Genomic DNA, 25,619 nt, shown 5'->3' on the forward strand with positions numbered 1-25,619 from the left:
GGCGGCCGCCGCCGCCCAGGCCGCCGAAGCCTCCGCGCCCCGCGCCGTCGGCAGCTCTGCGCCGACCGCCGCCGCTGCTGCTTCTCTGTGCTGCCCGTCGGGCCTCGGCACGGCCGCCGTACGGGCGCTCCTCACCTCCCGAGCCATAGGAGTCGGAGGGAGACCCGGTGGCGCCTCGCGGTGCCGCACGGCGGCCGGAGGCCGAGCCTGTCTGGCCGCGTCGGGCCGCGGCGCGTCCGCCGCCTTGCGGCTGCGGCGGTTTGCGACGGTGCTCGCTCATCGAACGATTACTCCTCGGGCAGGCGCACCTTTGCGCGCCTGGAAACGGCGGCTGGTTTCCGGTCCCCCCAAAGTACGGATGCGGTCGTTGTGGCATTCATCCGTACTGCACCGAGGACAAGGACGTCACCAGATGTCACTTGGTTCCCGGTGGTGTGCATGGCGCACAGACTACGCACTGGCAAAACCCGCAGAGCGCCGGAGTTCGCCTCAAATCGGGCAACTCGCATCCCACGAATCGGTGATGTTCACCATGCCCCCTCTTGTCGCATGCGGAAGGCCGTTCTATCGTGCTGATGTATCGAGTCGATACATCAGCTCGGCATAAACCGTCACGGCGTGGCCGCGGCAGAGAGGAGGCGACGATGAGCCGGCGTTCCGGGATCCTCGAGTTCGCAGTTCTCGGCCTGCTCCGCGAGTCCCCGATGCACGGCTATGAGCTGCGTAAACGGCTCAATACGTCACTGGGTGTCTTCCGTGCCTTCAGCTACGGGACGCTCTACCCCTGCCTCAAGACGCTGGTCGCCAACGGCTGGTTGATCGAGGAGTCCGGGGGTGCACGCGAGGAAGCCCTGGCCGCTCCGCTCGCGGGGCGGCGCGCCAAGATCGTCTATCGGTTGACGGCGGAAGGTAAGGAACACTTCGAGGAGTTGCTCTCGCAGACGGGTCCTGACGCCTACGAGGACGAGCACTTCGCCGCTCGCTTCGCCTTTTTCGGACAGACGTCCCGGGATGTACGCATGCGGGTCCTCGAAGGCCGCCGCAGTCGTCTTGAGGAGCGTCTGGAGAAGATGCGTGCCTCGTTGGCGCGCACCCGGGAGCGCCTCGACGACTACACCCTTGAGCTCCAGCGACACGGGATGGAGTCCGTGGAGCGCGAAGTGCGCTGGCTGAACGAGCTCATCGAGACCGAGCGGGCCGGACGGGATCAGCGGCGTCCCGACTCCGACGGTTCCGCTCAGCAGGACAGCACATCTGGAGAGTCGGGCGGCCTGCCCCGGCACGGGGACAGCTCCCGGCCGGATCCGTCCGACGACACCGCCACGTGAAGTCCGCTCAGGGCTTCACCGAGTACACACAGGGAGCAACCGGAATGGGTTCGGTTCGCGTAGCCATCGTAGGCGTGGGCAACTGCGCCGCCTCACTGGTACAGGGCGTCGAGTATTACAAGGACGCCGACCCGGCCGCCAAGGTCCCGGGACTGATGCACGTCCAGTTCGGCGACTACCACGTCCGTGACATCGAGTTCGTCGCCGCCTTCGACGTCGACACGAAGAAGGTCGGCCTCGATCTGGCGGACGCCATCGGCGCCAGCGAGAACAACACCATCAAGATCTGCGACGTCCCGAACTCCGGTGTGCCCGTCCTGCGCGGCCACACGCTGGACGGTCTCGGCAGGTACTACCGCGAGACCATCGAGGAGTCCGCCGAGACCCCGGTCGACGTCGTCCAGGTCCTCAAGGACAAGCAGGTCGACGTCCTGGTCTGCTACCTGCCGGTGGGCTCCGAGGACGCGGCGAAGTTCTACGCCCAGTGCGCCATCGACGCCAAGGTCGCCTTCGTCAACGCCCTTCCGGTCTTCATCGCGGGTACCAAGGAATGGGCCGACAAGTTCACCGAGGCCGGCGTCCCGATCGTCGGTGACGACATCAAGTCGCAGGTGGGCGCCACGATCACGCACCGCGTGATGGCGAAGCTGTTCGAGGACCGGGGCGTGGTCCTGGACCGCACGATGCAGCTGAACGTCGGCGGCAACATGGACTTCAAGAACATGCTCGAGCGTGACCGCCTGGAGTCGAAGAAGATCTCCAAGACGCAGGCCGTCACCTCGCAGATCCGTGACCGCGAGATGGGTGCCGACAACGTCCACATCGGTCCGTCCGACTACGTCGCGTGGCTGGACGACCGCAAGTGGGCCTACGTCCGCCTCGAGGGCCGGGCCTTCGGTGACGTTCCCCTGAACCTGGAGTACAAGCTCGAGGTCTGGGACTCCCCGAACTCCGCGGGTGTCATCATCGACGCCCTGCGCGCCGCGAAGATCGCCAAGGACCGCGGCATCGGCGGCCCGATCCTCTCCGCGTCGTCGTACTTCATGAAGTCCCCGCCGGTCCAGTACTTCGATGACGAGGCCCGCGAGAACGTCGAGAAGTTCATCAAGGGCGACGTCGAGCGCTAAGACGCTTCGCTTTGAGGGCCGTTGAGGGTCCCCGGGTCGCGTACGCCCGGGGACCCTCAACGTATGTGAGGCTGTGCCCATGGCTGTCGTACGTGACCTGCGCGTACTCCTGCGCTTCCGGAACTTCCGGCGTCTGCTCGCCGTGCGGCTGCTGTCCCAGGGCGCGGACGGGGTGTATCAGGTAGCGCTCGCGACGTACGTCGTCTTCTCGCCGGAGAGGCAGACCTCGGCGGCCGCGATCGCCTCGGCGATGGCGGTGCTCCTCCTCCCGTACTCGCTCGTCGGCCCCTTCGCGGGCGTTCTGCTGGACCGCTGGCGGCGCCGCCAGGTCTTTCTGTACGGGAACCTCCTGCGGGCGTTGCTGGCCTCCCTGACGGCCGTCCTGATCGTGAGCAGTGTGCCGGACTGGCTGTTCTACGCCTCCGCGTTGTGTGTCACGGGGGTCAACCGGTTCGTCCTGGCGGGCCTGTCCGCAGCGCTGCCCCGTGTCGTCGACTCCGAGCGGCTGGTGATGGCCAACTCCGTGTCGCCCACGGCCGGGACACTCGCCGCGACCGCGGGTGGCGGTCTCGCCTTTGTCGTACGGATTGTCGTCTCGGACTCCGACGCCGCGGTCGTCCTCGTCGGGGCCGCGCTCTACCTGTGCGCGGCGCTCGCCTCACTGCGCATGGCACCGGAACTGCTCGGCCCCGACCAGGAGTTGGTGCAGCCGCGTCTGAAGGCGGCCTTGGCGGGTACGGCACGTGACCTGAGGGCCGGCATGCGCCATCTGGCCGAGCCCGCACGCCGCGCGGCCGCCTGGGCACTGGCCGCCATGACCCTGATGCGGTTCTGTTTCGGCGCCCTGACGGTGATGGTGCTGATGCTCTGCCGGTACGCCTGGTCGTCCGGGCAGGAGGACGACGGTCTCGCTCTTCTGGGGCTTGCCGTCGGGATCTCCGGGGCGGGTTTCTTCGCCGCTGCGGTGGTGACACCGTCGGCGGCCGGGAGGCTCGGGCCGGGCGGCTGGATCGTCGCCTGCGCGGGATCCGCCGCGGTCCTGGAACCCGCGCTAGGTCTGCCATTCGACCAAGTCCCCATACTGGTCGCGGCCTTCGTCCTGGGCCTCACCACCCAGGGCGCGAAGATCGCCACCGACACGGTGGTCCAGTCGTCCGTCGACGACGGCTTCCGCGGCCGGATCTTTTCCGTGTATGACGTTCTGTTCAACGTCGCCTTCGTGGCCGCTGCCGCGGTAGCCGCTCTGATGCTGCCTCCTGACGGCCGCTCAGCCCCCCTGGTGGTAACGGTGGCCGTGATCTACGCAGCGATTGCTGTATCTATGGCCCGCTTTGCACCTCAGTAAGTGTCACATCAATGACACAGAGCTTTTCTGAGCTACAGAGTTGTCAGTGGGGGCCGATAGCTTACGTGCGTCTTACTTCGCGCCACGCGCTCCTAACGTTCTAGGGGGACCCCCAAGTGACCACTCCGCCGCCTCAGGGCCAGAACCCGTTCGCTCAGGGACAGCCGCCTCAGGGCCAGAACCCGTTCGCTCAGGGGCAGCCGCCTCAGGGGCAGACGGCGCCTCAGGGCTACCCGCAGCAGCCGGCCGCGCCGTACGCCCCGGTCCCGCCCCAGCGACCGAAGCGTGGCATCAAGCAGTACCTGCGCATCGCTGTCGTGATCATCGCTCTCATAGGTGCGGGTATCGGATGGATGGCGAGCCGTGATGACGCCAACACCGCCAAGGTCGGCGACTGCATGAGCATCGGCAACCCGGACAGCGCCACCAACCCGGAACTCGAGGTGGTGGACTGCGGCAGCTCCAAGGCCGCCTACAAGGTCGAGCAGAAGAAGTCCGACGACTCGGGCTGCGACCGCAACAAGTACGCCGAGTACACCGAGACCGGTGGCAGCAGCGACTTCACTCTCTGCCTGTCGGAGTACTCCGCCAAGTAGAGGTCACCAACGCCGAGGGCCGTTGTTTCACGTGAAACAACGGCCCTCGGCGTATGCAGATCTCGCGGCGGTGCCGGTTCATGTTTCACGTGAAACATGAACCGGCACCGCACGCCCTCAGCTCTGAGCGGCCCACCACTCCTTGAGTGCCGACACCGCGGCGTCGTACTCCATCGGCCCGTTCTCCAAGCGCAGCTCCAGCAGGAATTTGTACGCCTGGCCGATGACCGGACCAGGGCCGACGCCCAGGGTCTCCATGATCTGGTTGCCGTCGAGGTCGGGCCGGATCGCGTCCAGCTCCTCCTGCTCCTGCAGCTGGGCGATGCGCTCCTCCAGACCGTCGTACGCGCGGGAGAGGGCGGCGGCCTTGCGCTTGTTGCGAGTGGTGCAGTCGGAGCGGGTCAGCTTGTGGAGGCGGTCGAGCAGCGGGCCGGCGTCTCGCACATAGCGGCGGACTGCGGAGTCCGTCCACTCTCCGGTGCCGTAGCCGTGGAAGCGGAGGTGCAGCTCGACCAGTCGGGCAACGTCCTTCACAAGGTCGTTGGAGTACTTGAGNCGACCAGTCGGGCAACGTCCTTCACAAGGTCGTTGGAGTACTTGAGGGCCGTCATGCGCTTCTTGGTCATCTTGGCGCCCACCACCTCATGGTGGTGAAAGGACACCCGGCCGTCCTTCTCGAAACGGCGCGTGCGTGGCTTACCGATGTCATGGAGCAGCGCGGCAAGGCGAAGAGTGAGGTCGGGACCGTCCTCCTCCAGCTCCATCGCCTGCTCAAGCACGATCAGTGAGTGGTCGTAGACATCCTTGTGCCGGTGGTGCTCATCCCGCTCCAGGCGCAGCGCGGGCAACTCGGGCAGCACGCGCTCGGCGAGCCCGGTCTCCACGAGCAGCGTCAGCCCCTTGCGCGGGTGCGCGGAGAGGACCAGCTTGTTCAGCTCGTCCCGGACCCGCTCGGCGGAGACGATCTCGATGCGCTCGCTCATGGCCTTCATCGCCGCGACGACGTCCGGTGCCACCACGAAGTCGAGCTGCGCGGCGAAGCGAGCGGCCCGCATCATCCGCAGCGGGTCGTCGGAGAAGGATTCCTCCGGGGTGCCCGGCGTACGCAGCACACGCTCCGCCAGGTCCCTGAGACCGCCGTGCGGGTCGATGAACTCCTTCTCCGGCAGCGCCACGGCCATCGCGTTGACGGTGAAGTCGCGGCGTACGAGGTCCTCCTCGATGGAGTCGCCGTAGGAGACTTCGGGCTTGCGTGAGGTCCGGTCGTACGCCTCCGAGCGGTACGTCGTCACCTCGATGTCAAAGCGCTGAACAGCTTCTCCGACGCGCGCGTCCTTCTGCGCCCCCACCGTCCCGAAGGCGATCCCTACCTCCCACACGGCATCCGCCCAGGGCCGCACGATCTTCAGTACGTCCTCGGGGCGGGCGTCGGTCGTGAAGTCCAGGTCGTTGCCCAGCCGGCCCAGGAGGGCGTCCCGGACCGAGCCACCCACCAGGGCGAGGGAGAACCCGGCCTCCCGGAAACGACGGGCGAGATCATCGGCGACGGGGGACACCCGCAGCAGTTCACTCACCGCGCGGTGCTGCACCTGGCTCAGTGCACTGGGATTGTCTTCGTTGGCGTTCGGCACAACAGAAAAGGGTACGTGGCGCGAGCGGCCGCAGGCGCCCCCATTCAGCGGGCACGGGTGCTTCCCGCTGGGCGTGCCCGGGCGCCTCTGTTAATACGTGCACATACGGGACAGTCCGGTATCGGATTCCGATCTTGTAGAGCAGACCGCGGCACTTCCCTTCAGCGCGCATCGTTACCATGCCTGGACGCACATTCCGACGACCACTGACGACGACGAGGGACGGGCGAGCGCGTGGCCGAGGCGGCAGAATTCCAGGGGATGAGTCCCTCACCTGCCCGCCGGTGGTTTCGGCGCACCGGAGCACTGCTCGCGGCGGCGCCTCTGCTGGCCGGCTTTCTCCAGCTGCCCGCCTCCCCCTCCGCCGACGCAGCCGAGCGCACTGCCGTCGCCGACGCCACCGGGGCCAACACGGTCGATGTCTCCCTGGACTCGCTCACCCCCAGCGTCCCCTCGGAAGGGGACACGCTCACCGTCTCCGGCAGGGTCACCAACAAGGGCAAGAAGACCATCACGAGCGCTCACGTCGGCCTGCGCGTGGGACCGACGATGAACGGCCGGTCGGCGATCGACGACGCCGCGAAAAGCAACGCGTACGCGGGCAGGGAAGTCGACGACAAGTACACCCGGGAGTTCCCCAAGCTCGCGCCGGGCGTCCCTCAGACCTTCAACATCTCCGTCCCCGTGGACAAGCTGGACCTGAGCGCAGACGGCGTCTACCAGCTCGGGGTCACGCTCGCCGGACAGACCGCAGCACAGCCGTACGAGCAGATCCTCGGCATCGAGCGGACGTTTCTGCCGTGGCAGCCCGAGGCGGCGGACACGAGGACGAAGACGACGTACCTCTGGCCGCTGATCTCCAGCTCCCATATGACGGCCGAGACGGACTCCAACGAGCAGCAGACCCCCGTCTTCAGGGACGACGACCTGGCCGCGGAGCTCGCGCCCGGCGGCCGCCTGCAGCAGCTCCTCGCGCTCGGCAAGGACCTCGACGTCACCTGGGTCATCGACCCGGATCTCCTGGCGTCGGTGGACGCGATGACGCGCAGCTACCAGATCGAGGGCGACGACGAATCCACGACCCCGGGCAGGCATCAGGCGGTGGCCAAGCAGTGGCTCGGCGAGCTGGAGGAGACGGTCCAGGGCAAGGAGATCGTTGCCCTTCCCTTCGCCGACCCGGATCTGGCGTCGCTGGCCCACAACGGCAAGAAGGTGACCAGCTCGCTGAGCCACCTCAAGGACGCGACGGACGTGGCCGCCATCACCGTGGAGTCGATCCTCCATGTGACGCCCAGCACGGACTACGCCTGGCCCGTGAACGGCGCGATCGACCCGTCGATCGTCAAGGTCGCCACCTCCGCCGGCGCCGACACGGTGATCGCCCGCAATGACACCTTGAAAGAGACCGGCAGCCTTCCGTACACGCCCACGTCGGCCCGCCCCATCGGGGGCGGCACCACGGCGGTGGTCGCGGACGCCCGCCTCTCGCAGGCGTTCCAGGGCGACATGGCGGTGGCCGGCAACTCCACGCTCGCCGTGCAGAAGTTCCTCGCCCAGAGTCTGATGATCAACCGGCAGGCCCCGGACAGGCAACGCAGCATCGTGGTCGCCCCGCAGCGCATGCCGTCCGCGAGTCAGGCCCAGACGATGGCGCAGGCGCTCACGGCCCTCGAGGACAGCAACTGGTCGCAGTCGGCGAGCCTGTCCACGGCCACCAAGGCCAAGCCGGACCCCGGCGCCGCCACACAGGTCCCGTCGGCGTCCTCGTACCCCTCCTCGCTGCGCAAGCAGCAGCTGCCGCAGGCGGCCTTCGAGCAGATCGAGAACACGCAGTGGAAGCTCGACAACTTCCAGGTGATCCTCACGGACCGATCCCGCGTGGTCACCCCCTTCGGGCGGGCCATGAACCGAGCGATGTCCACGTCCTGGCGCGGCCATGCGCCCGACGCGGTCGTCTACCGCAGCGGTGTGGAGTCGTATCTCAACGACCTCGTCAAGCAGGTCAGACTGATCCAGAAGTCCGAGGCGAAGCTGTCGGGCCGCAGCGCGACCATTCCCGTCACCGTGCAGAACAACCTCGTCCAAGGCGTCGACCACCTGGTGCTGCGCCTGACGTCGGAGCAGCCGACCCGGCTGCGCATCGGTGATCGCGCCCACCGGGAACAGCCGGTGGAGGTGTCGGGAGGCCACAGCCAGTCGGTGAAGTTCACCGCGAACGGCCGCGCCAACGGCCGTGCCTCGGTGGTCGCCCAGCTCTACACCGAGGACGGCGAGAAGTACGGCCCTCCCGTCACCTTCGACGTGAGGGTCACCGAGATCACTCCCACGGTGATGCTGGTCATCGCCGGTGGCGTCCTGCTGCTCGTGCTGGCCGGATTCCGGATGTACACGCAGCGCAAACGCGCGACCGCCCGGCAGGCCGAGCAGGAATCGGAAGACGCCTTCGAGACCGACGACGAGGCGGACGGTCCCGAGGAGGCTTCCGACGCGGAGTCGGGGGCAGACGCCCCGGAGCAGCCGAGTGACCCTTCGCCGGACACCGCACCGGAAAGCACCGAGCCGTCCGCCACGGGTGAGAGAGTGGACCGTTGAGCGATGTCGTGGCCGGTGGGCCCGGGGACGATGAGGTGGGGTAACCATGAACGCGCCGTACGAGGGTGATCACGGCCAGGGCGTGGGCGGCTCCGGCTACCCCGACGGCCCGCCGCAGGGACCGCAGGAACCCGGCCACGGCCAGGTGCCACCGCAGCCCGCCGCCGACGGGCGCCTTCCGGATGCCTACGCGCAGGACGGCTACCCCCAGGACGGCTACCCCGAGGACGCCTACCCTCAGGACCCGTACACCCAGGACGCCTACACCCAGGATCCGTACCGGGCACAGGACCCCGCTGCCCAGGACCCGGTCGCCGAGGCCCTGTACGACCGTGCCGCGCACCCCCCGCCGGCGCCCGGCACGTATCCCCCGCAGCCGCTCTACGCCCAGCCGCCCCAGTCGCCCCACGCCCCCGACCCCCGGGTGTGGGCGCAGACCCCGGCTCCCGAGCCGGAAGGCCTGACGCAGCATCTGCCGTACGGCGACGACCCTCGTACCACCCAGTTCGTGGGCGTGGACGACCTGGTCGCACACTCCGGCGCAGAACGCCACGAGCCGGATGCCTTCGCCCACCTCTTCCGCGACCAGCAGCAGGGCGGCGGACACCCGCCTGTCAGCCCGCCTGGTGTGCCGTCACCGGCCCCCGAGCCGACTCCCGCCGCCGCGCAGGCTCCGGCTCACGTAGCGACACCGGCGCCCGCGCCCGCTCCGAAGAAGGCCGGGGGCCGCGCGTCGAGTCTGCTGAAGTCGAGCGCGGTGATGGCTGCGGGCACCATGGTGTCCCGCCTCACCGGCTTCATCCGCTCAGCGCTGATTGTCTCGGCGCTGGGCACCGCTCTCCTGGGCGACACCTTCCAGGTCGCCTACCAGCTGCCGACGATGATCTACATCCTCACGGTCGGAGGCGGCCTCAACTCCGTCTTCGTACCGCAGCTGGTGCGCGCCATGAAGGAGGACGACGACGGCGGCGAGGCGTACGCCAACCGGCTGCTGACCCTCGTCATCGTGGCGCTCGGTGTGCTGACCGGGCTGGCGATGCTGGCGGCCCCGCTCCTGGTCCGTGTTCTGTCGAACCCCGTGGCCACCGACCCGGCTGCCAGGGACGTCGGTGTCACCTTCACCTTGTACTTCCTGCCCACGATCTTCTTCATGGGCATCCACGTGGTGATGGGACAGATCCTCAACGCCCGCGGCAGGTTCGGCGCGATGATGTGGACGCCGGTCCTCAACAACATCGTCATCATCGTGACGCTCGGAATGTTCCTCTGGGTGTACGGCACCGCCGAGACCTCCGGGATGCAGGTCACGAACATCCCGCCGGAGGGCCAGCGCCTGCTCGGCGCCGGTGTCCTGCTCGGCCTTGTCGTCCAGGCCCTCGCGATGATCCCGTACCTCCGCGAGACCGGGTTCCGCCTGAGGCTGCGCTTCGACTGGAAGGGCCACGGCCTGGGCAAGGCCGCGATGCTCGCCAAGTGGACGATCCTGTTCGTCCTCGCCAACCAGGCAGGCGCCATCGTCGTCACCCAGCTGGCCACCGCGGCGGTCGCAGACACAGGAACCGCCGGCACCGGCTTCAGCGCCTACGCCAACGCCCAGCTCATCTGGGGCCTCCCGCAGGCCATCATCACCGTCTCGCTGATGGCCGCCCTGCTGCCGCGGCTGTCGCGCTCCGCCCATGAGGGTGACGCCGGCGCCGTCCGCGACGACATCTCACAAGGGCTGCGCACGACCGCCGTGGCGATCGTGCCCATCTCCTTCGCCTTCGTCGCTCTCGGCATCCCGATGTGCACCCTGATCTTCGGCTCCTCCGGCACCGGCGCGGCCACGAACATGGGCTACATGCTGATGGCCTTCGGTCTCGGCCTGATCCCGTACTCCGTGCAGTACGTCGTGCTGCGCGCCTTCTACGCGTACGAGGACACCCGGACCCCCTTCTACAACACGGTCATCGTGGCGGCCGTCAACGCCGGAGCCTCGGCGCTCTGCTACCTCCTGCTACCGACCCGATGGGCCGTGGCGGGCATGGCCGCCTCCTACGGTGTCGCGTACGCGATCGGCGTGGGCGTGGCCTGGCGGCGGCTGCGGGGGCGGCTGGGCGGCGACCTCGACGGAGCTCGCGTGCTGCGGACGTACGCCCGCCTCGGCATCGCCTCGGTACCGGCGGCGCTGCTCGCCGCCGCAGCCTGTTACGGGATCACCCAGGTGCTCGGACAGGGCGTCCTCGGCTCACTTGCCGCCCTCCTCGGCGGCGGCATCGCCCTGCTCGGCGTCTTCTTCGTCGCCGCTCGGCGGATGCGTATCGAGGAACTGAACGGAATGGTCGGCATGGTCCGCGGGCGCCTCGGGCGCTGAGTCGGGGGCACGCGCACAACCATCGTCCGCGACCGCGTGTCGTGCATAGCGGCGGACTGTGGGCACAATTGGCTTTGGCGTCGGACAGCGGGCAATGGATGGGGAGGCAGGAACGACGGTGGCGGAACGGAGCACAGCTGCCGTCGACGTGGCAGACAACAGCGGCGACGAGCCGCTGACCACGAAGGCGGACCAGGCCACAGCCGACGGGGTGGCCCAGAACCGGGAGCAGGACACGGACAGCTCGGAGAGCGAAGAGGCACAGGGGAGCGGCGGGGACGAGAGCCCCGCCAAGCCCTCACCGCCCGAGTTGCACAGCGGCCACAAGCTCGCCAGACGCTACAGGCTCGAGGAGTGCGTCACCCGTCTGGACGGATTCAGCAGTTGGCGTGCGGTGGACGAGAAGCTGCGCCGCGCCGTCGGCGTGCATCTGCTGCCCGCCGACCATCCCCGAGCGCGCTCCGTCCTGGCGGCGGCGCGCTCCTCAGCTCTCCTGGGCGATCCTCGATTCGTCCAGGTCCTGGACGCGGTCGAGGAGAACGACCTCGTCTACGTGGTGCACGAATGGCTGCCGGACTCCACGGAGCTCACGACGCTCCTGGCCTCCGGCCCGCTGGAAGTGCACGACGCGTACCAGATGGTCAGCCAGATCTCCCAGGCGATGGCCGCCGCACACCGCGAAGGGCTGGCGCATCTGCGGCTGACCCCCGGCTCTGTGCTGCGCTCCTCCTCCGGCCAATGGCGCGTCCGCGGCCTCGCCGTGAACGCCGCGCTGCGCGGCATCAGTTCCGACACCCCGCAGCGCAGGGACACAGAGGCGATCGGCGCACTGCTGTACGCCGCCCTCACCCAGCGTTGGCCGTACGAGGACGATGCCTTCGGCCTCTCCGGCCTGCCCAAGGGCGTCGGCCTCATCGCGCCCGACCAGGTGCGCGCCGGGGTGCACCGCGGCCTGTCGGAGCTGGCGATGCGCGCGCTCGTCAACGACGGCGCCACCGCGTCCCGCCAGGAGCCGCCGTGCACCACTCCGGAGGAGTTGGTGAAGGCGATCGGCGAGATGCCACGCATCCGTCCGCCGGAGCCCGCGTTCACCGCGCCGCCCGAGTACCAGCGCACCACGTACCAGCAGGGCACGTACGGCCGTCAGACGCCCCCCGGCGGCACACAGCCGATGACCGCTCCGCCGCCCCCGCTGCAGAGCCGTACCGGCAAGGCGCTCAAGTGGGCCGTGTCCGCGTTGCTCATCGCCGCGCTGGGCCTTGGCAGTTGGCAGTTGGCGGATGCGCTCATGGAGAGAGGGAACTCCGACGACACCAACAAGTCGCAGACGACGGACGGCAACGACAAGGACAGCGACAAGATCAAGCGGCCGGCGAAGCCGATAACCATTGAAGGAGCTCAGGAGTACGTGGCCGAGGGCTCCGCCCAGGCGGCCGACGACGTGGCCAAGACGTACGACGGTAACAGCTCCACATACTGGCGCACCAAGTCGTTCCTCGGGGGGCCGAAGCTGGCTCCGTACAAGTCCGGTGTGGGAATCGTCTACGACCTCGGCTCGTCCAAGGAGGTTTCGGCTGCCTCGATAGGGCTCTTGTACGACGGGGACCACACGACGGTCCACCTCTACGCCGCTGACTCGCTGTCTCCCTCAGCTTCGGTCAGCGCGATGAAGGAGATCGGGTCCGTCACGACGAGCGGCACCACCGCGAAGATCAAGGCCAAGAAGACCGTGAAGACGAAGTACGTGTTGTTGTGGATCACGGACGTGCCTAGCGCACCGCGCGACGATTACAGCAGCGCCGGGTACAAGCAGGCGATCACCGACGTAAAGTTCACGGGCTGACAGCCTACCGAGGGGGGAGGGTCCGATGGCGGACGGCGCCGGATACAACGGAGCAAGCGATCAGGACCTCCTGGCCCGTCATGTGGAGGGCGACCCGGAGGCCTTCGGTGAGCTTGTACGCCGTCACCGCGACCGGCTGTGGGCGGTGGCCCTGCGGACTCTCGGAGACCGTGAGGAGGCCGCAGACGCGGTCCAGGATGCTCTGGTCTCCGCTTACCGCGCCGCCCACACCTTCCGCGGACAGTCGGCCGTCACGACGTGGCTGCACCGCATCACGGTGAACGCCTGCCTCGACCGCGCGCGCAAGGCCGCCTCACGGAAGACCTCGCCGGTCGATGACACGGAACGTCTGGAGCAACTCCTGGATCCGCACGAGTCGGCGTCCGCGCCGGCCGAGCGCAATGATCTGCAGCGGGAGCTCCTCGAAGCCCTCGGCACCCTGCCACCCGACCAGCGCGCCGCCCTCGTCCTGGTGGACATGCAGGGCTACCCGGTGGCTGAGGCCGCCCGCATGCTCGACGTGCCGACCGGCACGGTCAAGAGCCGCTGCGCACGCGGCCGAGCCAGGCTCGTCCCGCTGCTCAGACACTTGCGTACGGACGCCGGTAGTGGCGGAGACAGCAAGAAGTCAGGTGAGGGACGGAACCGCACGCAGGGGACATCCGTCCCACCCGCAGCGGGAGCACACGACGCAGGGCCAAACGATTCGACTGCTGTGAAGGGCGGAGGTGGGCGAGCGTGACATCCACGACCGACACGGCCGGACACCCGGAAGTCACGGAGATCTCCGACCTCACGGAAGGCCTGCTGCCGCCGTCCCGTACGGCGGACGTACGAAGGCATCTGGACGACTGCGCCCTCTGTGCCGACGTGTACGCATCGCTGGAAGAGATCCGAGGCATGCTCGGCACACTGCCGGGCCCGGTCCGTATGCCCGATGATGTCGCTGGGCGCATCGATGCCGCGCTCGCCGCCGAAGCCCTGCTGAGTGCCACGACACACGATGCCGGTGCCACGGACGTCCCGGCGGTCGTCGCCGTCGCCCGCCCTCTGTCCGACGACAGCGACGGCTCCCGTGTTTCACGTGAAACGTCGACCGCGGCCGACCGCCCCGCCGGACGACCACGCGCCGCCACCGGTCCGGGTCGACCGAGGCCCATGCGCCGTCGCCGTCGTGGGACCGTGATCCTGGGAGCCATGTTCACGGCTGCTGCGCTGGGAATCAGCGGTCTGCTCCTCCAGTCGTTGAACGACGACCCCTCGGGGGACACGACCGGGCCCACCCAGACCGATTCGGTGAACACCTTCAGCAAGGGCAAGCTGGAGGGCCAGGTCGCGGATCTCCTCGGCAAGAGCACGGACCGTGAAAACGGCAACCGCAACTGGGGCCCCGCGACCTCCTCCGACGAGCCGAGCACTCTGAAGGAGACCGGGGTTCCGGTGCCCAAGTGCATCCAACAAGGCATCGGCCGCAACGAGGCCGCTCTCGCCGCCAAGAAGGGCACCTACGAGGGTACGAAGGCGTATCTCGTGGTGCTGCCCGATGCCTCGGACGCGACTCGGGTCACCGCCTACATCGTCGACTCCAGCTGCGTGGGCAACTCCTCAGCCGCTGCTGCCGGCAAGGTGCTGCTGAAGCAGTCCTACACGCGAGACTGAGCGACTCACGCTCTGTCCATGACGCCGGTCCTGTCCCCGCGCGGTTACGCGTCTTCGTGTGCCCGGACACAGTGGGAATGCGCGCCCCTTAGGATCCGTTGGGTGGGGTGAGAGTTCTGAGAGAAGCTCCCACCGGTCGTACGAAGCAGTCTCCAGAGACGAGGAATCAAGCCGTGAGCGACGTCCGTAACGTGATCATCATCGGCTCCGGGCCGGCCGGCTACACGGCGGCGCTCTACACCGCGCGCGCGTCGCTGAAGCCGCTGGTGTTCGAGGGCGCCGTCACCGCCGGTGGCGCGCTGATGACCACCACCGAGGTGGAGAACTTCCCCGGCTTCCAGGACGGCATCATGGGCCCCGAGCTCATGGACAACATGCGGGCGCAGGCCGAGCGCTTCGGTGCCGAGCTGGTCTCGGACGACGTCGTCGCGGTCGACCTCAGTGGAGAGATCAAGACGGTCACGGACACCGTCGGCACCGTACACCGGGCCAAGGCCGTCATCGTCGCCACCGGTTCCCAGCACCGCAAGCTGGGGCTGCCCAACGAAGACGCGCTCTCCGGGCGCGGTGTCTCCTGGTGCGCGACCTGTGACGGCTTCTTCTTCAAGGACCAGGACATCGCCGTGATCGGCGGCGGTGACACCGCGATGGAGGAGGCCACCTTCCTCTCCCGGTTCGCCAAGTCCGTGACGGTCGTCCACCGCCGCGACACGTTGCGCGCCTCCAAGGCGATGCAGGAGCGCGCCTTCGCCGACTCGAAGATCAAGTTCATCTGGGACAGCGAGGTCGCCGAGATCCAGGGCGACCAGAAGCTCTCCGGTCTGAAGCTGCGCAACCTCAAGACCGGCGAGACGTCTGTGCTCCCGGTGACCGGCCTGTTCATCGCGATCGGCCACGACCCGCGCACCGAGCTCTTCAAGGGTCAGCTCGACCTGGACGACGAGGGCTACCTCAAGGTCAACGCGCCCTCGACCCACACGAACCTGACGGGGGTCTTCGGCTCCGGCGACGTCGTGGACCACACCTACCGCCAGGCGATCACCGCAGCCGGCACCGGATGCTCCGCCGCCCTCGACGCCGAGCGCTTCCTTGCTGCTCTCGCGGATGGCAAGACCGCGGCAGAGCCCGAGAAGACCACCGTCTGACACTCACCCGCCCCCGCACCAACCAGTTAAGGAGCCCGCCGTGGCCGGCACCCTGAAGAACGTGACCGACGACTCCTTCGAGCAGGACGTCCTCAAGAGCGACAAGCCCGTCCTGGTGGACTTCTGGGCCGCCTGGTGCGGCCCGTGCCGTCAGATCGCGCCGTCTCTCGAGGCAATCGCCACCGAGTACGGCGACAAGATCGAGGTCGTCAAGCTCAACATCGACGAGAACCCGGGTACGGCCGCCAAGTACGGCGTCATGTCCATCCCGACCCTGAACGTCTACCAGGGTGGCGAGGTCGCCAAGACCATCGTCGGTGCGAAGCCGAAGGCCGCGATCGTGCGGGATCTCGAGGACTTCATCGCCGAGTAGTAAGCGGCGCCGTCCGACAGAAGCGGCGTTGTTTCACGTGAAACACGAATGGGCCAACCCTGACGGGTTGGCCCATTCGCATGCACGCGATGCCCCGGGGCGTTTACAGCGGACGCAGAACCGGCTCCTTCTGCACCGCTCCCAGTAGCCGGTCGAGCGCCAACTCCACATCTTCCTTCCAGGAGAGCGTCGTCCGCAGCTCCAACCTCAGCCTCGGGTATGTGGGATGGTGCCGTACGGTCTTGAAGCCCACCGCCGTCAGATGGTCAGCGGGCAGGACGCAGGCCGGTTCATCCCAGCGGGCGTCACCGAAGGCCTCGATCGCCTTGAACCCCCGTCGCAGCAGATCCTTGGCGACCGTCTGGACCATCACGCGCCCAAGGCCCTGCCCCTGATAACCGGGCATGATGAAGGCGGTCATCAGTTGGACCGCGTCAGGGGAGACCGGGCTTGTGGGAAATGCCGTGGCGCGCGGCACATATGCGGGAGGTGCGTAGAGCACGAAGCCCACCGGCATGTCGTCCACGTACACGACACGGCCGCAGGATCCCCATTCCAGTAGAACGGCGGAGATCCACGCCTCCTTCTCCAGCTCGGGTGTGCCTGCCTTTACCGCGGCCTGACCGCTGACTGGGTCCAACTCCCAGAAGACACACGCCCGACAGCGCTTGGGAAGGTCCGGAAGGTTGTCCAGCGTGAGCGGTACGAGCCGACGCCCCATGAAGGCAGTTCCTCGCTTCCTTCGCCCGCAGCGTCACGGGCGGCTGTCAGAGCGCTCCGTTCCCTGAGCAGGCTGCCGACGAACCCGCCGACCGCTCCGAGCCCCAGGCCCGCGCTCACCAGTCCGGTGCGGCTCACCGTTCGCATGGCCCCCGCCTCCCCACAGAAGGTGCTGCCAGGTGGATACGCCATACCCAAACGCATCGTATCCACGATGTGATTCGTTCGATACCGCCAGAAAGCAAAGAGCGGGCCGTGTTCCGGTACACACCGGACACGGCCCGCTCTGAAGGTCGGCCGATCGGAATCGTGCCCACCTGCTGACGCTCAGGCCTCGGACTCTTCGGTGTCGTCGTCCAGGAGACTCTTCTGCAGAACCGGCCCCTCGCCCGGGGCGAGCGAGCCGAGGATCCGCTCCAGGTCGTCTATCGAGGCGAACTCAACGGTGATCTTGCCCTTCTTCTGGCCGAGGTCGACCTTCACCCGTGTCTCGAAGCGGTCCGAGAGACGTGTGGCGAGATCGCTGAGCGCAGGCGACACCCTGGCACCGGCCCGCGGTCCCTTGGAGCGCGGAGCGGCCTTCGGTCGCGACCCCATGAGGGTGACGATCTCCTCGATGGCCCGTACCGAGAGCCCCTCGGCCACGATGCGATGAGCCAGCCTGTCCTGCGCCTCCGAGTCGTCCACGGAGAGCAGAGCACGCGCATGGCCGGCGGACAGAACCCCGGCAGCCACACGACGCTGCACCGCGGGCGAGAGCTTCAGCAGACGCAGGGTGTTGGAGACCTGCGGACGAGACCGACCGATACGGTCCGCCAGCTGATCATGCGTGCAGTTGAAGTCCTTGAGCAGCTGGTCGTAGGCAGCCGCCTCTTCCAGGGGGTTCAGCTGAGCCCGGTGCAGGTTCTCCAAGAGCGCGTCCAGGAGAAGCTTCTCGTCCTCCGTGGCCCGCACGATCGCGGGAATGGCCTCGAGTCCCGCCTCACGACAGGCCCGCCAGCGCCGCTCGCCCATGATGAGCTCGTAACGTGCCGGCCCCAGCTCCCGCACGACGACAGGCTGGAGAAGCCCGACCTCCTTGATGGAAGTGACGAGCTCCGCGAGAGCGTCCTCGTCGAACACCTCACGGGGCTGACGCGGGTTCGGCGTGATGGCGTCAAGGGGCAGCTCGGCGAAGTGCGCACCCAGGGGAGCCGCAGGCGTCTCCCTGAGACCGCTCGCCGGGGGCTCTTCTGTTTCATGTGAAACATTGGGCTGCGGAAGCGAGGCCACCTTCGCCGCCGCCACCCCACGCTCTGAGGTGAGTACCGGCACTGCGGTGGATGAGGCCGGTGGCCCACCCGTTGCCGGGGACGCCTGCTTCTCCCCTGTCGGGGCAGCAGGGATCAGTGCGCCGAGACCGCGGCCCAGCCCCCTCCGTCGCTCGCTCACTGAATCCCCTCCACCATGCTCTGATCGTTGTGTGCACCCGGGTGGGCATGTTGCGCGTCGTACGACACACCGACACCCCGCAACGCGATTTCCCGTGCCGCCTCAAGATACGACAGGGCACCGCTCGACCCCGGGTCGTAGGTCAACACCGTCTGCCCGTAGCTCGGCGCCTCAGAGATACGGACCGAACGGGGAATGCTCGTCCTCAGCACCTCCTCGCCGAAGTGATTGCGCACCTCGTCCGCGACCTGGGATGCCAGTCGAGTCCGGCCGTCGTACATGGTGAGGAGGATCGTAGACACATGCAGGTTGGGGTTGAGGTGCCCCCGCACCAGGTCGACGTTCCTCAGCAGCTGACCCAGGCCCTCCAGCGCGTAGTACTCGCACTGGATGGGGATCAGGACCTCCGCACCGGCAACCAGTGCGTTGACCGTCAGCAGACCCAGCGACGGCGGGCAGTCAATGAGGATGTAGTCCAGCGGCTGCTCGTACGCCTGGATCGCCCGTTGCAGTCGGCTCTCCCGCGCCACCAGGGACACCAGCTCGATCTCCGCACCGGCGAGATCGATCGTGGCGGGTGCGCAGAACAGCCCCTCGACATCGGGGACTGGCTGGACGACATCGGAGAGCGGCTTGCTCTCGACCAGGACGTCATAGATGGACGGGACTTCGGCGTGATGGTCGATACCCAGCGCGGTGGAGGCATTGCCCTGAGGATCAAGGTCAACCACCAGGACCCGCCCACCGTGCAGGGCGAGCGAGGCAGCCAAATTGACCGTCGTCGTGGTCTTGCCCACCCCGCCCTTCTGGTTGGCAACCACCATCACACGGGTCTGCTCGGGCCGTGGCAGACCTTCGCCGGCGCGGCCCAGAGCCTCCACCGCCAGTTGGGCAGCACGACCGATGGGAGTGTCGTCCATCGGGGGCGGTGTTTCACGTGAAACATCCTCCCCCATCGACTCGGTACGGGGACCGGGGACCGGATCGGTCATCGGTCCCGCGATGTTGGCGTCGGACCGCAAGGATTCACTCTCCTCGACTTCAGGCTCGCAATGAACAGAGCCTCCCATGCCTTCGGGGTCGTGAACCAGCGAGGCCCGTGCTTCTGTGGAGAAATCCACCTCTGTGGACAACTCCGCCCCCTCTTCGGGGGATGTTTTGTCCACAGGAGAAGGTCTGCCTCCGCGGGATCCGAGGGCCCCAAGGGGACTGCGGTCGCGGGGTTCGGCCGCAGCCCGGCCGCGGCTGATGATTCCGTGCAACAGTGAGCGACGTTTCACGTGAAACACGATGCACAGCGCCCGCGACCATGCCTGGGTGACACTCCGACATGCATAGGTTGGGCAGCTTGTGTGGAGTACGGCTCGTCGTCAGGACGGATCAGCGACGACGACGCGCCCGCCCCGTCCGCGCCGCCTTGGCCCGCTTGGCCGCGAAACGCACCCCACCCGGGCTTTCCCCGACCTCGACGCGCACCACGGTGGCGAGTGGACTCACCACGCCCTCGCCAACATGAAGCACAGAGGTTTCCACGGCACCGAGCTTGCTCAGGGCGGCCCCGGCGCTCTTGACCTCTTCCGCTGCCGTGTCGCCCTTGAGCAGGAGCATCTCTCCGTACGGGCGAAGCAGCGGCACGCCCCATGCCGCAAGGCGGTCCAGAGGTGCCACGGCCCGTGCAGTCACCACATGGACCGCGGGCAATGTGCCCAGGACCTCCTCGGCGCGGCCGCGGACGACGGTGACGTGCTCGAGGCCCAGCAGCTCGACGACCTCGGTGAGGAAGTTCGTACGGCGCAGCAGCGGCTCAAGCAGCGTGATCTTCAGGTCGGGGCGGACAAGGGCCAGCGGGATACCGGGCAGCCCGGCGCCCGAGCCGACATCGCACACGGTCACGCCCTCGGGCACGACCTCCGAGAGCACCGCACAGTTCAGCAGGTGCCGTTCCCAGAGGCGGGGCACTTCGCGGGGGCCGATCAGCCCGCGCTGTACTCCCGCGTCCGCCAGGAGTTCCGCGTATCGGACCGCGTCTGCGAAGCGATCGCCGAATACCGCCTGAGCCTGCTCGGGCGCAGGGGGGAGCTCCGCTGCCTCCGTCACGGGAACCGTCCTTCCGTACCGCATAAGCGCACTGAGCGCTGACCACCAGGACCACGAGGAATTATCAGGGACTGCCAGGGACCGGGCCCGGGACTGCCAGGACTGCCAGGACTGCCAGGACTGCCAGGATCAGGCTGACAAAATTCGGCCCCGCCTGCGCAACAGACGGGGCCGAAGGAACGTACGTGCCGATTCAGGCGGGAAGCACGACGACGAAGCGCTGCGGCTCCTCGCCCTCGGACTCGCTGCGCAGGCCCGCGGCCTTGACCGCGTCGTGCACGACCTTGCGCTCGAACGGAGTCATCGGATTCATCTTCACCGGCTCGCCGGAGCTCTTGGCCTCGGCCGCGGCCTTGGCACCCAGCTCGGAAAGCTCCTCACGCTTCTTGGCGCGGTAGCCCGCGATGTCCAGCATGAGCCGGCTGCGGTCTCCGGTCTCCCGGTGGACGGCCAGCCGCGTGAGCTCCTGGAGCGCCTCCAGCACCTCACCGTCACGGCCGACCAGCTTCTGCAGATCACGGCTGCCCGTGTCGCTGATGATCGAGACAGCGGCGCGATCGGCCTCGACATCCATGTCGATGTCGCCGTCGAGGTCGGCGATGTCCAGCAGACCCTCGAGGTAGTCCGCCGCGATCTCGCCCTCCTGCTCCAGGCGAGTCAGGGTGTCGCCGCCCTCGGTGGCCGCGGAGGTGGTGCCTTCCGTCACGGGATGGACTCCTTCTTACTTACTTCTTGGAGGGGGACTTGGGCCGCTGCGGGCCCTTGCGCTGTCCGGACTGGGCCCTGCTGCGTGTGCCACCGGAGGCGGACTTGCCACCCGAGGCGGCCTTGCCACCGGTTGCGGACTTGCCACCCGCCGGCTTGGCATCCTGCGGCTCGTCGGACTTGCTCAGGGAGGTCTTCTCCCCGGAGTCGCCCGCCGCCTTGGCGGAACCGTGGGCGGCGCCCGACTGACGCTGGGACTTGCTCTGCCGCTTGGGCTGCTGGCGCTTGGGGGTGCCGGTCGCCGGGGTACCGTCCTCGGTCTCGGCGACCGTCACGACGTCGCTCTTCGCCACGGAGCCGTCGGACTGGGCCGCGAGACCTGCCTTGCTCAGACCGTTGATGAACTTGCGCTCGTACTCGTTGCGGTCACGGCCCTTGACCACGATCGCCTTGACTACGGCGCGCTCGCGGCGGCTGCGGGTCTTGCCGTGGTGCGTGACGTGCTTCAGCAGACGCTCCAGGAACGCGGCCTGGGCCTTGGAGCCCGGGGTCGGGTTCTGGTGGATCACGTACATCTGCTGACCCATGGTCCACACGTTCGTGGTCAGCCAGTAGACGAGGACACCGACGGGGAAGTTGATGCCGAAGACGGCGAACATGACGGGGAAGACGTACATCAGCATCTTCTGCTGCTGCATGAACGGCGTCTTCACCGTGGTGTCGACGTTCTTCGTCATCAGCTGGCGCTGCGTGTAGAACTGCGAGGCCGACATCAGGACGATCATGATCGCGGTGACGACGCGAACGTCGGTCAGCGAGGCACCGAGCGACTCGACCTTGCTCGAGCTGTCCGTGAACTTCGCGGCCAGTGGGGCACCGAAGATGTGCGCCTTCTGCGCACTCTCCAGCAGACGCGTATTGATCACACCGATGGTGTCGTTCGACGCGATGCTGTTGAGCACGTGGTACAGGGCAAAGAAGAACGGGGACTGCGCCAGGATGGGAAGGCACGAGGAGAGCGGGTTGGTGCCCGTCTCCTTGTACAGCTTCATCATCTCTTCGGACTGACGCTGCTTGTCGTTCTTGTAGCGCTCCTGGATCTTCTTCATCTCGGGCTGGAGCGTCTGCATCGCCCGAGTGGCCTTGATCTGCTTCACGAAGAGCGGGATCAGGCAGATTCGGATCAGGATCACCAGGGACACGATGGACAGGCCCCAGGCCCAGCCCGTGTCAGCGCCGAAGATCGCGCCGTACACCGAGTGGAACTGGACGATGACCCAGGAAACGGGTGTCGTGATGAAGCTGAAAATACTGGCAATCGTGTCCACTAATCAGGCTCCTTGAGCATGGGACGGGGTCTCGGCGGCCGGGCTCGAGGGGTGGTCGGACATACCGTGCCCTTCGGTGGCCGGTTCGGCGGCGGAGGTCCCGCCCTTGCGTGAGCGCCAGGCGTTACGCAGCATCTCGTGCCACCGCGGACGCTTGCGCGGCGGGACATGGTCCACACCGCCCAGCGACCACGGATTGCACCGCAGGATGCGCCAGGCGGTGAGTGCCGTTCCCTTGACCGCGCCATGGCGGTCGATGGCCTCGTACCCGTAGTGGGAGCACGACGGGTAGTACTTGCACACCGGCCCGAGCAGCGGACTGATCGTCCACTGGTACAGCTTGATGAGAGCCAGCAGTGGGTACTTCATCGCGCGCCCCCTCCCAGGAGCCGCTGCAAGGCGGCATCCAGGTCTCGGGCCAGCTGTGCATGGTCGGCGTCGCCCGCGCCGGGCAGCGCTCGTACGACTACCAGGCTACCGGGGGACAACAGGGCCATTCGGTCGCGCATCAGATGGCGAAGCCTGCGCTTCACCTTGTTGCGTACAACTGCGCCGCCCACCGCCTTGCTGACGACGAAACCCGCACGCGACGGGGGAACGCTCTCCCCAGGCGCGTGCGGGTCCGTTGCACCGCTGCGTAGGTGGACGACGAGGAGCGGGCGTCCGGCCCGGCGTCCCCGGCGTACCGCGGTCGCGAAGTCCTCGCGCCGCCTCAGCCGATACTCGGTAGGCAGCACGTCATGACCTGTACTGCGATCAGGCGGACAGGCGGGCGCGACCCTTGCCACGGCGGGACGCGAGAATCGCGCGGCCGGCGCGGGTCCGCATACGCAGCCGGAAGCCGTGGGTCTTCGCGCGACGACGGTTGTTCGGCTGGAAGGTGCGCTTGCTCACTCGGGGGCTCCAGAAGAATCGGTAGGTGGCGGGGTGCCGTCCTGGCTGTCACCGTGCGCCCACGAGTAGCTCGTATTAACGCCCGAGTGCACCGCTTCCCGATCACTCGTACGTGATCTATGCCCATCGGAGGCAGGCGGCAGCAGCCATCGACAACTCGACCTGGTTACGGTACGCGCGGCTACGCCATCCGGTCAAACCAGCGCCTGCCGGGAGACACTATCCACAGGCTGGGGACAACAACTTGAACCGCACCGGTCGCCCTGACTACCGTGGCTGGACTTCGGTTCGTTCCCTTCCCCCCGGCCTCAGCCGCTCGTTCCACCGCCCAACAACTTCGTTCCGACCGCCCACTGAGTTTCATCCCAACCCGTCCCAAGAACCACACATTCGTGGGACCCGTGAGAGAGCGTGCCCTGTGGCTGACGTACCTGCCGATCTTGCCGCAGTGTGGCCACGCGTACTGGAAGAACTCCTCGGTGAGGGCCGCGGGCAAGGTGTCGAGACCAAGGACGAGCACTGGATCAAGCGCTGCCAGCCGCTGGCGCTGGTCGCGGACACCGCACTGCTCGCGGTCCCGAACGAGTTCGCGAAGGGTGTGCTCGAAGGACGCCTGGCGCCGATCGTCAGCGAGACGCTGAGCCGCGAGTGCGGCCGCCCGATCCGTATCGCGATCACCGTGGACGACTCCGCCGGTGAGCCCCCGGCCCCGCCGCCACTGCCCACCGTGCCCCAGCCGCGCTACGAGGAACCCGAGCTCCCCTCGGCGCAAGGCCGTGACGGGTACGAACAGGGCCGTGACGGGTACGAGGGGTACGGCCGGCACCGGGCCGACGACCGCACGCACGACCATCCCCAGGGCCGTTCCGACCAGCGGCCGCCGGCCCGCGCGGACCAGCTCCCGAACGCCCGTCCCGCGTACCCCGACTACCAGCGCCCCGAGCGGGGCAGCTGGCCGCGACCCTCACAGGACGATTACGGCTGGCAGCAGCAGCGGCTGGGATTCCCGGAGCGGGACCCGTACGCCACGCCCCCGCAGGACTACCGCCCGCAGTCCCTGGAGCGCCCGCCGTACGAGCAGCAACGGCCCGACTACGACCAGCCGCGCTCCGACTACGAGCCGCCCCGCCCCGACTACGACCAGCCGCGTCCGGACTACGACCAGCCGCGCTCCGACTACGACCAGCGCCCGGACCGCCGCGAGCGGCCCGAGCCGCCGTCGCCGTCCGTCACCGGTCACGTCCATCGCGGCGGCCCCGTGGGCTCGGCCCTGCCCGCGCCCAGCGGGGCACCCGGTCCGCTGGCCGCGCAGCCGGCGCCCGCGACGGGTCCGGGCGAGCCCACCGCGCGCCTCAACCCGAAGTACCTCTTCGACACGTTCGTCATCGGCGCCTCGAACCGCTTCGCGCACGCGGCCGCGGTCGCTGTCGCCGAGGCACCGGCGAAGGCGTACAACCCCCTTTTCATCTACGGGGAGTCGGGTCTCGGCAAGACACACCTGCTGCACGCGATCGGGCACTACGCCCGCAGCCTCTATCCGGGCACGCGCGTGCGGTACGTGAGCTCGGAGGAGTTCACGAACGAGTTCATCAACTCCATCCGCGACGGCAAGGGAGACAGCTTCCGCAAGCGGTACCGCGAGATGGACATCCTGCTCGTCGACGACATCCAGTTCCTCGCGGACAAGGAGTCGACGCAGGAGGAGTTCTTCCACACCTTCAACACGCTCCACAACGCGAACAAGCAGATCGTGCTGTCCTCGGACCGGCCGCCCAAGCAGCTGGTGACCCTCGAGGACCGGCTGCGGAACCGCTTCGAGTGGGGTCTGATCACGGACGTCCAGCCGCCCGAGCTGGAAACCCGTATCGCGATCCTTCGTAAGAAGGCGGTGCAGGAGCAGCTCAACGCTCCGCCGGAGGTCCTGGAGTTCATCGCCTCGCGGATCTCCCGGAACATCCGCGAGCTGGAGGGCGCGCTGATCCGCGTGACGGCGTTCGCGTCGCTCAACCGTCAGCCCGTGGACCTCGGCCTGACGGAGATCGTCCTCAAGGACCTGATCCCGGGCGGCGAGAACGCGGCCCCGGAGATCACGGCGACGGCCATCATGGCGGCGACCGCCGACTACTTCGGGCTCACGGTGGACGATCTGTGCGGATCCTCGCGCAGCCGCGTGCTGGTGACGGCCCGCCAGATCGCCATGTATCTGTGCCGGGAGCTCACCGACCTCTCGCTGCCGAAGATCGGCGCGCAGTTCGGCAACCGCGACCACACGACCGTCATGCACGCCGACCGCAAGATCCGTGCGCTGATGGCGGAACGGCGCTCGATCTACAACCAGGTCACCGAGCTCACGAACCGCATCAAGAACGGCTGACGGACCCTTCCGTACGTCCGGTGCGCGGCCATCCATCCACTGCCGCACACCGTTGGAGGCGCCCCCGGGACCAGGTCC

General features: G+C 67.9%; 21 protein-coding genes and 3 pseudogenes. 12 read left to right on the plus strand and 12 right to left on the minus strand.

Annotated features, from left to right (window positions below; all coding sequences use genetic code 11):
* Positions 1 to 280, minus strand: a pseudogene (locus FGD71_RS48005) (transglycosylase domain-containing protein); the annotation flags it as partial.
* A 364-nt stretch (positions 281 to 644) separates the two neighbouring features.
* On the opposite strand from FGD71_RS48005, the gene FGD71_RS20555 reads away from it, so the two are divergent.
* The 4 genes from FGD71_RS20555 (at position 645) to FGD71_RS20570 (ending at position 4,396) form a co-directional block, all read left to right on the plus strand.
* Positions 645 to 1,328, plus strand: a complete 684-nt coding sequence (locus FGD71_RS20555; protein WP_119101946.1) for a PadR family transcriptional regulator — start codon at positions 645 to 647, stop codon at positions 1,326 to 1,328.
* 44 nt (positions 1,329 to 1,372) lie between these two features.
* Entirely contained in the window at positions 1,373 to 2,455 is a 1,083-nt protein-coding gene (locus FGD71_RS20560; RefSeq protein ID WP_119101947.1) for an inositol-3-phosphate synthase, read from the plus strand.
* A 79-nt stretch (positions 2,456 to 2,534) separates the two neighbouring features.
* Complete coding sequence (locus tag FGD71_RS20565) at positions 2,535 to 3,800, plus strand: MFS transporter (protein ID WP_119101948.1); 1,266 nt, start codon at positions 2,535 to 2,537, stop codon at positions 3,798 to 3,800.
* Between the two features lie 116 nt (positions 3,801 to 3,916).
* Positions 3,917 to 4,396 (plus strand): LppU/SCO3897 family protein, encoded by a 480-nt coding sequence (locus FGD71_RS20570; protein WP_119101949.1) that lies wholly within the window; start codon positions 3,917 to 3,919, stop codon positions 4,394 to 4,396.
* Positions 4,397 to 4,513: 117 nt separating this feature from the next.
* On the opposite strand, the pseudogene FGD71_RS48990 reads toward FGD71_RS20570, so the two are convergent.
* A pseudogene (locus tag FGD71_RS48990) lies at positions 4,514 to 4,951 on the minus strand (CCA tRNA nucleotidyltransferase); the annotation flags it as partial.
* 1 nt (position 4,952) lies between these two features.
* Positions 4,953 to 6,027, minus strand: a pseudogene (locus tag FGD71_RS20575) (CCA tRNA nucleotidyltransferase); the annotation flags it as partial.
* Between the two features lie 234 nt (positions 6,028 to 6,261).
* On the opposite strand from FGD71_RS20575, the gene FGD71_RS20580 reads away from it, so the two are divergent.
* The 7 genes from FGD71_RS20580 (at position 6,262) to trxA (ending at position 15,992) form a co-directional block, all read left to right on the plus strand.
* Positions 6,262 to 8,619 carry a DUF6049 family protein gene (locus FGD71_RS20580; RefSeq protein WP_119101950.1) on the plus strand — a complete coding sequence of 786 codons (2,358 nt, stop codon included), beginning with the start codon at positions 6,262 to 6,264 and terminating at the stop codon, positions 8,617 to 8,619.
* Between the two features lie 46 nt (positions 8,620 to 8,665).
* Positions 8,666 to 10,972: a murein biosynthesis integral membrane protein MurJ gene (murJ, locus tag FGD71_RS20585; RefSeq protein WP_119101951.1), complete on the plus strand. Its 2,307-nt coding sequence runs from the start codon at positions 8,666 to 8,668 to the stop codon at positions 10,970 to 10,972.
* A 118-nt stretch (positions 10,973 to 11,090) separates the two neighbouring features.
* Complete coding sequence (locus tag FGD71_RS20590; protein ID WP_119101952.1) at positions 11,091 to 12,815, plus strand: protein kinase family protein; 1,725 nt, start codon at positions 11,091 to 11,093, stop codon at positions 12,813 to 12,815.
* Between the two features lie 25 nt (positions 12,816 to 12,840).
* Positions 12,841 to 13,557, plus strand: a complete 717-nt coding sequence (gene sigM / locus FGD71_RS20595) for an RNA polymerase sigma factor SigM (RefSeq protein WP_119101953.1) — start codon at positions 12,841 to 12,843, stop codon at positions 13,555 to 13,557.
* Positions 13,554 to 14,474, plus strand: coding sequence for an anti-sigma factor family protein (locus FGD71_RS20600; RefSeq protein ID WP_119101954.1), 921 nt, complete (start codon positions 13,554 to 13,556; stop codon positions 14,472 to 14,474). The genes sigM and FGD71_RS20600 overlap by 4 nt, the downstream gene beginning before the upstream one ends.
* A gap of 173 nt (positions 14,475 to 14,647) precedes the next feature.
* Positions 14,648 to 15,619, plus strand: a complete 972-nt coding sequence (gene trxB, locus FGD71_RS20605) for a thioredoxin-disulfide reductase (protein WP_119101955.1) — start codon at positions 14,648 to 14,650, stop codon at positions 15,617 to 15,619.
* Between the two features lie 40 nt (positions 15,620 to 15,659).
* Positions 15,660 to 15,992 carry a thioredoxin gene (trxA, locus tag FGD71_RS20610; protein ID WP_119101956.1) on the plus strand — a complete coding sequence of 111 codons (333 nt, stop codon included), beginning with the start codon at positions 15,660 to 15,662 and terminating at the stop codon, positions 15,990 to 15,992.
* A 103-nt stretch (positions 15,993 to 16,095) separates the two neighbouring features.
* On the opposite strand, the gene FGD71_RS20615 is transcribed toward trxA, so the two are convergent.
* From FGD71_RS20615 to rpmH, 9 genes are all read right to left on the minus strand, one after another.
* Positions 16,096 to 16,713: a GNAT family N-acetyltransferase gene (locus FGD71_RS20615; RefSeq protein WP_119101957.1), complete on the minus strand. Its 618-nt coding sequence runs from the start codon at positions 16,711 to 16,713 to the stop codon at positions 16,096 to 16,098.
* Between the two features lie 326 nt (positions 16,714 to 17,039).
* Entirely contained in the window at positions 17,040 to 18,143 is a 1,104-nt protein-coding gene (locus FGD71_RS20620) for a ParB/RepB/Spo0J family partition protein (RefSeq protein ID WP_119101958.1), read from the minus strand.
* Positions 18,140 to 19,213 (minus strand): ParA family protein, encoded by a 1,074-nt coding sequence (locus tag FGD71_RS20625; RefSeq protein WP_119101965.1) that lies wholly within the window; start codon positions 19,211 to 19,213, stop codon positions 18,140 to 18,142. Before FGD71_RS20625 ends, FGD71_RS20620 begins: the two co-directional genes overlap by 4 nt.
* A gap of 310 nt (positions 19,214 to 19,523) precedes the next feature.
* Positions 19,524 to 20,240, minus strand: coding sequence for a 16S rRNA (guanine(527)-N(7))-methyltransferase RsmG (rsmG, locus tag FGD71_RS20630; RefSeq protein WP_119101959.1), 717 nt, complete (start codon positions 20,238 to 20,240; stop codon positions 19,524 to 19,526).
* A gap of 193 nt (positions 20,241 to 20,433) precedes the next feature.
* The gene (locus FGD71_RS20635) at positions 20,434 to 20,946 is read right to left on the minus strand and encodes a Jag family protein (RefSeq protein WP_119101960.1); all 513 of its coding nucleotides are present in this window, start codon (positions 20,944 to 20,946) and stop codon (positions 20,434 to 20,436) included.
* 19 nt (positions 20,947 to 20,965) lie between these two features.
* On the minus strand, positions 20,966 to 22,273 hold the full coding sequence (yidC, locus tag FGD71_RS20640; RefSeq protein ID WP_119101961.1) for a membrane protein insertase YidC: 1,308 nt from the start codon (positions 22,271 to 22,273) through the stop codon (positions 20,966 to 20,968).
* Positions 22,274 to 22,276: 3 nt separating this feature from the next.
* Complete coding sequence (gene yidD / locus FGD71_RS20645) at positions 22,277 to 22,642, minus strand: membrane protein insertion efficiency factor YidD (protein ID WP_119101962.1); 366 nt, start codon at positions 22,640 to 22,642, stop codon at positions 22,277 to 22,279.
* Positions 22,639 to 23,010, minus strand: coding sequence for a ribonuclease P protein component (gene rnpA, locus FGD71_RS20650; protein ID WP_119101963.1), 372 nt, complete (start codon positions 23,008 to 23,010; stop codon positions 22,639 to 22,641). Before rnpA ends, yidD begins: the two co-directional genes overlap by 4 nt.
* A 19-nt stretch (positions 23,011 to 23,029) precedes the next feature.
* Positions 23,030 to 23,167, minus strand: a complete 138-nt coding sequence (rpmH, locus tag FGD71_RS20655; protein WP_003949374.1) for a 50S ribosomal protein L34 — start codon at positions 23,165 to 23,167, stop codon at positions 23,030 to 23,032.
* 418 nt (positions 23,168 to 23,585) lie between these two features.
* Here rpmH and dnaA point away from each other — a divergent pair, with 418 nt between their 5' ends.
* Positions 23,586 to 25,541, plus strand: a complete 1,956-nt coding sequence (gene dnaA, locus FGD71_RS20660) for a chromosomal replication initiator protein DnaA (protein ID WP_119101964.1) — start codon at positions 23,586 to 23,588, stop codon at positions 25,539 to 25,541.
* Positions 25,542 to 25,619: the final 78 nt, after the last annotated feature.

The sequence above is a fragment of the Streptomyces sporangiiformans genome, from assembly GCF_005768555.2.
GTDB classification, from domain to species: Bacteria; Actinomycetota; Actinomycetes; order Streptomycetales; family Streptomycetaceae; genus Streptomyces; species Streptomyces sporangiiformans.

Bases quoted from the DNA above. Each gene is read 5' to 3' on its own strand.
- FGD71_RS20555 (WP_119101946.1), top strand. From the start codon at position 645: ATGAGCCGGCGTTCCGGGATCCTCGAGTTCGCAGTTCTCGGCCTGCTC.
- FGD71_RS20560 (WP_119101947.1), top strand. From the start codon at position 1,373: ATGGGTTCGGTTCGCGTAGCCATCGTAGGCGTGGGCAACTGCGCCGCC.
- FGD71_RS20565 (WP_119101948.1), top strand. From the start codon at position 2,535: ATGGCTGTCGTACGTGACCTGCGCGTACTCCTGCGCTTCCGGAACTTC.
- murJ (WP_119101951.1), top strand. From the start codon at position 8,666: ATGAACGCGCCGTACGAGGGTGATCACGGCCAGGGCGTGGGCGGCTCC.
- sigM (WP_119101953.1), top strand. From the start codon at position 12,841: ATGGCGGACGGCGCCGGATACAACGGAGCAAGCGATCAGGACCTCCTG.
- FGD71_RS20615 (WP_119101957.1), bottom strand. From the start codon at position 16,713: ATGGGGCGTCGGCTCGTACCGCTCACGCTGGACAACCTTCCGGACCTT.
- FGD71_RS20625 (WP_119101965.1), bottom strand. From the start codon at position 19,213: ATGGGAGGCTCTGTTCATTGCGAGCCTGAAGTCGAGGAGAGTGAATCC.
- yidD (WP_119101962.1), bottom strand. From the start codon at position 22,642: ATGAAGTACCCACTGCTGGCTCTCATCAAGCTGTACCAGTGGACGATC.